Here is a 4,309-nt window from a genome sequence, read left to right as displayed (position 1 = left end):
TCCCGGTGTCCGCGATCAGTTTGGAATGCTGTCCGCCATCAGCGTGGAACGGTGTCCGCCATCACGGCGGAATGCTGTCCGCCATCACAGCGGAACGGTGTCCGCGATCGCATGGAATACGCACTGTCGCGTCATGCAGATCGCCCCGTCGGCGTACTGGCGCCATGCGGCCCGCCAGCGCAATCCTGCGCTGTGCTCTCTTCGCGCGCAGCGCGATGCGAGCCTGTTGCCTCAGGTCCAACGCGTGTGGCAGGCCAACATGCAGGTCTACGGCGCCGACAAGGTCTGGCGTCAGCTCAACCGCGAAGGCGTGGCGGTCGCGCGCTGCACGGTCGAGCGGTTGATGCGTCAGCAAGGCCTGCAGGGCGTGCGTCGAGGCAAGGCAGTGCGCACCACCGTCCCAGACCCCAAGGCACCATGTCCGCTGGACCGGGTCAACCGGCAGTTCCGCGCCGAGCGGCCAAACCAGCTCTGGGTCTCGGATTTCACCTACGTCTCGACCTGGCAGGGCTGGGTCTACGTGGCGTTCGTGGTGGACGTGTTCAGCCGGCGTATCGTGGGCTGGCGCCAGAGCAGTTCGATGCATACCGAGTTCGTGCTCGACGCGCTGGAGCAGGCCCTGTACGACCGCAAGCCGTCTGAAGACGACGGCTTGATCCATCACTCGGACCGCGGGTCGCAATACCTGTCCATTCGCTACAGCGAGCGACTGGCTGAGGCCGGCATCGAGCCCTCAGTGGGCTCCAAGGGCGACAGCTACGACAACGCCCTGGCAGAGACCATCAACGCGCTTTACAAGGCCGAGGTGATCCACCGGTGCGGGCCGTGGAAGACCAAGCAGGCGGTGGAGCTGGCAACGCTGGAATGGGTCGCCTGGTTCAACCATCACCGACTGATGGAGCCGCTCGGCTATGTCCCGCCGGCCGAGTTCGAGGCCAACTACCATCGTCAACGCGCTGGTCAGGCCGCGACCGTCTGACTTAAACCAACGGGCCTCCGCGATACCGGGGCGGTTCAAAAGGTTAAAGCGCGGAGCTCGGTTACGCACGACTGTGCGCCACATATGCAACGGCGGCGATGAACAACAAGACAACCCCACGGTGGATCCAGCGCGCCCTTTGCACCCGTTTCGGCGTGGTGGGGACAGCCGGTACGACCAGCGCAGCCAACTGGAAGCCAAGCGCTGTTAAAACGAAAAGAGCGAACGGCCACCAACTCCAGAAGTACAGCGCCATGGCTACGGACACGTAGATCAGCAACTCGAGGACAAACGCTGAAGCAAAGCGAAGGGCTTCACTTGTATGCGCCGATTTCCCACAGACGTTGCAGCGAGCGGGAGCCCACGACGCTGAAAGCGCCAACTCGACGGTACGAAGCCCTGACTGTCGGCAGTGTGGACAGCGAAACATGCGCTTTAACGTTCGACGTAAGGGGCGGCCCGCTTGCGGGACGCCCCCTTGACGGAGGGGTTAGCGGAGTAATCGGCCCGCCTCGCCCGCAAATCGTCCCGAAGAAACACTTGGCGCGATGGTCCAGATCGTGGCACGGTGGAACGCGGCACCGGGGAAGACCGGAGCAGCAATGGTGCGCATTGCCCGCGGGTTAGCGTGGTCATGGGCTGCGTCATCGACAGTGGTGAGCCGTGGGGCTGGCTGCGAAGCCGACCTTGCGGCATCCCGTTTGAGAGAGTGATCACGACGACGTACCCGATCCGGTGCCACGTTCCGACTTCATCTTGGAGTACGCCATGGCACGACGCAACCGGACTTCTCCCCAACCTGCACCCAAGGCCGCCAAGCCGCCGCCTTCTCGCGGCCCCGCTCTGCAGATCACCCATCCCCACGCCGCCGGCATCGACATCGGCGCCAACTCTCATTTCGTCGCCGTGCCCGCCGACCGCGACGACGAACCCGTGCGCGAGTTCCGTGCCTTCACGGCCGACCTGATCGCCCTTGCCGACTGGTTGCGCAGTTGCCGCGTGGACACCGTCGCCATGGAGTCCACCGGCGTGTACTGGATACCGCTGTTCGAGCTGCTGTCCTCGCGCGGCTTCGAGGTGTTGCTGGTCAATGCCCGCCACGTCAAGAACGTCTCGGGCCGCAAGAGCGACGTGCTGGACTGCCAATGGCTGCAGCAGTTGCACAGCTACGGCCTGCTGCGCGGCGCCTTCCGCCCGGCTGACGGCGTGGTGGCGCTGCGCGCCTTCATGCGCCAGCGCCACGCGCTGCTGCGCACGCAGGCCCGTAGCGTGCAGCACATGCACAAGGCCCTGGTGCAGATGAACCTGCAACTCACCGGCGTGATCTCCGACGTGGCCGGCGTGACCGGCCAGGCCATCGTGCGCGCCATCGTGGCCGGCGAGCGCGATCCCGCCAAGCTGGCGGCGCTGCGCAACTGCCGCGTCAAGGCCAGTGAGGCCGACATTGCCCGGGCCTTGCACGGCACCTGGCGCCACGAGCACCTGTTCGCGCTCAAGCAGGCACTGGCGGCCTTCGACTTCTGCGGCCAGCAGCTCGCCGAGCTGGATACGCAGTTGGAGGCCCAGTTGCAAAGTTTGCGGCGGGGCGAGGACGAGCCGGCCAAGGGCAAGAAGCGCAGCACGGCCCGCAACGCGCCCAAGTTCGACCTGCGCACGCGGCTGTTCCAGATGTGCGGGGTGGACCTCACGCGCATCGACGGCGTGGACGTGACGACGGCGCTGGTGGTGGTGTCGGAGACAGGGGCGAACCTGAGCCGCTTCCCGACGGCCAAGCACTTCGCGAGCTGGCTGGGACTGAGCCCGGGCACCAAGATCAGCGGCGGCAAGCTGCTCAGCGGGCGCACGCTGCCCAATGCCAACCGGGCGGCGCAGGCGCTGCGGCTGGCAGCGGCGGCACTGCGCACCAGCAAGTCGGCACTGGGGGCGTACTACCGGCGGATGTGCGCTCGCATGGACAAGGCCAAGGCCGTGACGGCAGCGGCTCACAAGCTGGCGCGGCTGATCTACGCGATGCTGACCCGAGGGCAGGAGTACACGGACCAGGGGCAGGACTACTTCGAGGAGCGCTACCGCCTGCGCGTCGTGGCCAGCCTCAGCCGGCGCGCCCAGCAGCTCGGCATGAAGCTGGTGCCAGAAACGCAAACGGCCTGATCGAGCGTCAGGCCGTTGCGTCAGCAGTCAATGGAATCAACTACTTGGAGGGTGTTTCTTGAGAGGCTTCACTTTGCGCTGGTAGCGCCGGTCATTTGGGACAGCGTACTGGGAAGGTATGACTGATCCAACTCGATTGCGAACGCAAGCTTGTTGCCGAAGGTGGCTTGGGACCAAGCGACTCCGCTTACGGTGACATGGCCTGCGGCCTTCGCTTGGACCAGCAGAGTGAACTGCTCCTCTCGCGGGTGGAGTCGGGCCACACCTTTGAGCGATTTGTACAACTGCTCAAGCTCGGCGTGGAAGGACTCAATGTCGCCAGCTTCAAGCCACGGCTCAATCTGACCGCTGAAGCCAGGCACAACTATCTCCACTGACGCCTGGCACCAGCCCTCGGAGAGATACGGATTCCGAAGCGTGATTCGAACGAACTCGGACTCCGACCCGAGCTGGATGGTGTGCATGTGAAGCCTAACGTTCGACGTAAGGGGCCTGCCGAAGGCAGGTCCCCTTGACGGAGGGGTTAGACCTCACGCTGGCCTGCTGCATGGGTAATGCGACCAACGATGAGGTCTTTGGGTATGGGCCCAATAAACCGACTGTCTTCGCTCATGTCACGGAAATCGCCCAGCAGAAACACGTGGCCATTGGGTACGAGAAACTCGCCAAACACTCTTGAGTGGGGCTGTTCGGCAGCATCGCCATCAACGTAGGGTTCCGGTATTTCTAGCCCATTGACATGAAGTGCACCATTCCGCAACTCCAATGTTTCGTTCGGCAGCCCGACGACACGGCCGGGAAGCAGCATGTTGTCGTGTTTCAGGCTGCGATAGACGACTACGTCACCGCGCTGGATCGCGGAGGAAACATAGGCCGACTCATCAAGTTGCACTACGTCATGGAGACGAAGGGTGGACAGCATGCTTTGATTTGGTACGGTATAGACGCTGTGCCCCGCAAGCCGCGCGGCGATCGATACCGATACTCGGCGAAGCAGTGACGAACCGTCTGGCTTTTGGCCAACTCTGTAGGTGATAGTCGTTCGGCTCATGAGGTCTAACGAATAGCGTTTATCCGCCGCTCAGGCGAGGCAGGAAGACGTGGTGACATGGCGGCGGCGGATAAACCCGTTGGACTGAACCGCAAACCCGATGGGGCCGGCGGTCGGTGCGAGAGGGG

Annotated in this window: 4 protein-coding genes; 2 read left to right on the top strand and 2 right to left on the bottom strand. The window is 63.9% G+C overall.

What is annotated here, in order from left to right:
* Both LXT12_RS26585 and LXT12_RS26580 read left to right on the top strand, forming a co-directional pair.
* The coding region (locus tag LXT12_RS26585; RefSeq protein WP_233395540.1) for an IS3 family transposase at positions 1-979 on the top strand (979 nt) is incomplete at its 5' end.
* Positions 980-1,747: 768 nt separating this feature from the next.
* Positions 1,748-3,130: an IS110 family RNA-guided transposase gene (locus tag LXT12_RS26580; protein ID WP_233395538.1), complete on the top strand. Its 1,383-nt coding sequence runs from the start codon at positions 1,748-1,750 to the stop codon at positions 3,128-3,130.
* Positions 3,131-3,198: 68 nt separating this feature from the next.
* On the opposite strand, the gene LXT12_RS26575 is transcribed toward LXT12_RS26580, so the two are convergent.
* A complete protein-coding gene (locus tag LXT12_RS26575; RefSeq protein WP_233395536.1) occupies positions 3,199-3,594 on the bottom strand; it encodes a WapI family immunity protein in 396 nt (131 codons plus the stop codon).
* 59 nt (positions 3,595-3,653) lie between these two features.
* Positions 3,654-4,181 carry a signal peptidase I gene (gene lepB / locus LXT12_RS26570; protein ID WP_255763803.1) on the bottom strand — a complete coding sequence of 176 codons (528 nt, stop codon included), beginning with the start codon at positions 4,179-4,181 and terminating at the stop codon, positions 3,654-3,656.
* Between the last annotated feature and the right edge of the window lie 128 nt (positions 4,182-4,309).

Source organism: Pelomonas caseinilytica, from assembly GCF_021353235.1.
Classification (GTDB): Bacteria; Pseudomonadota; Gammaproteobacteria; order Burkholderiales; family Burkholderiaceae_C; genus Pelomonas; species Pelomonas caseinilytica.
The sequence above is the reverse complement of the archived record's forward strand: the minus strand, read 5'-3'. Positions and strand labels throughout refer to the sequence as shown.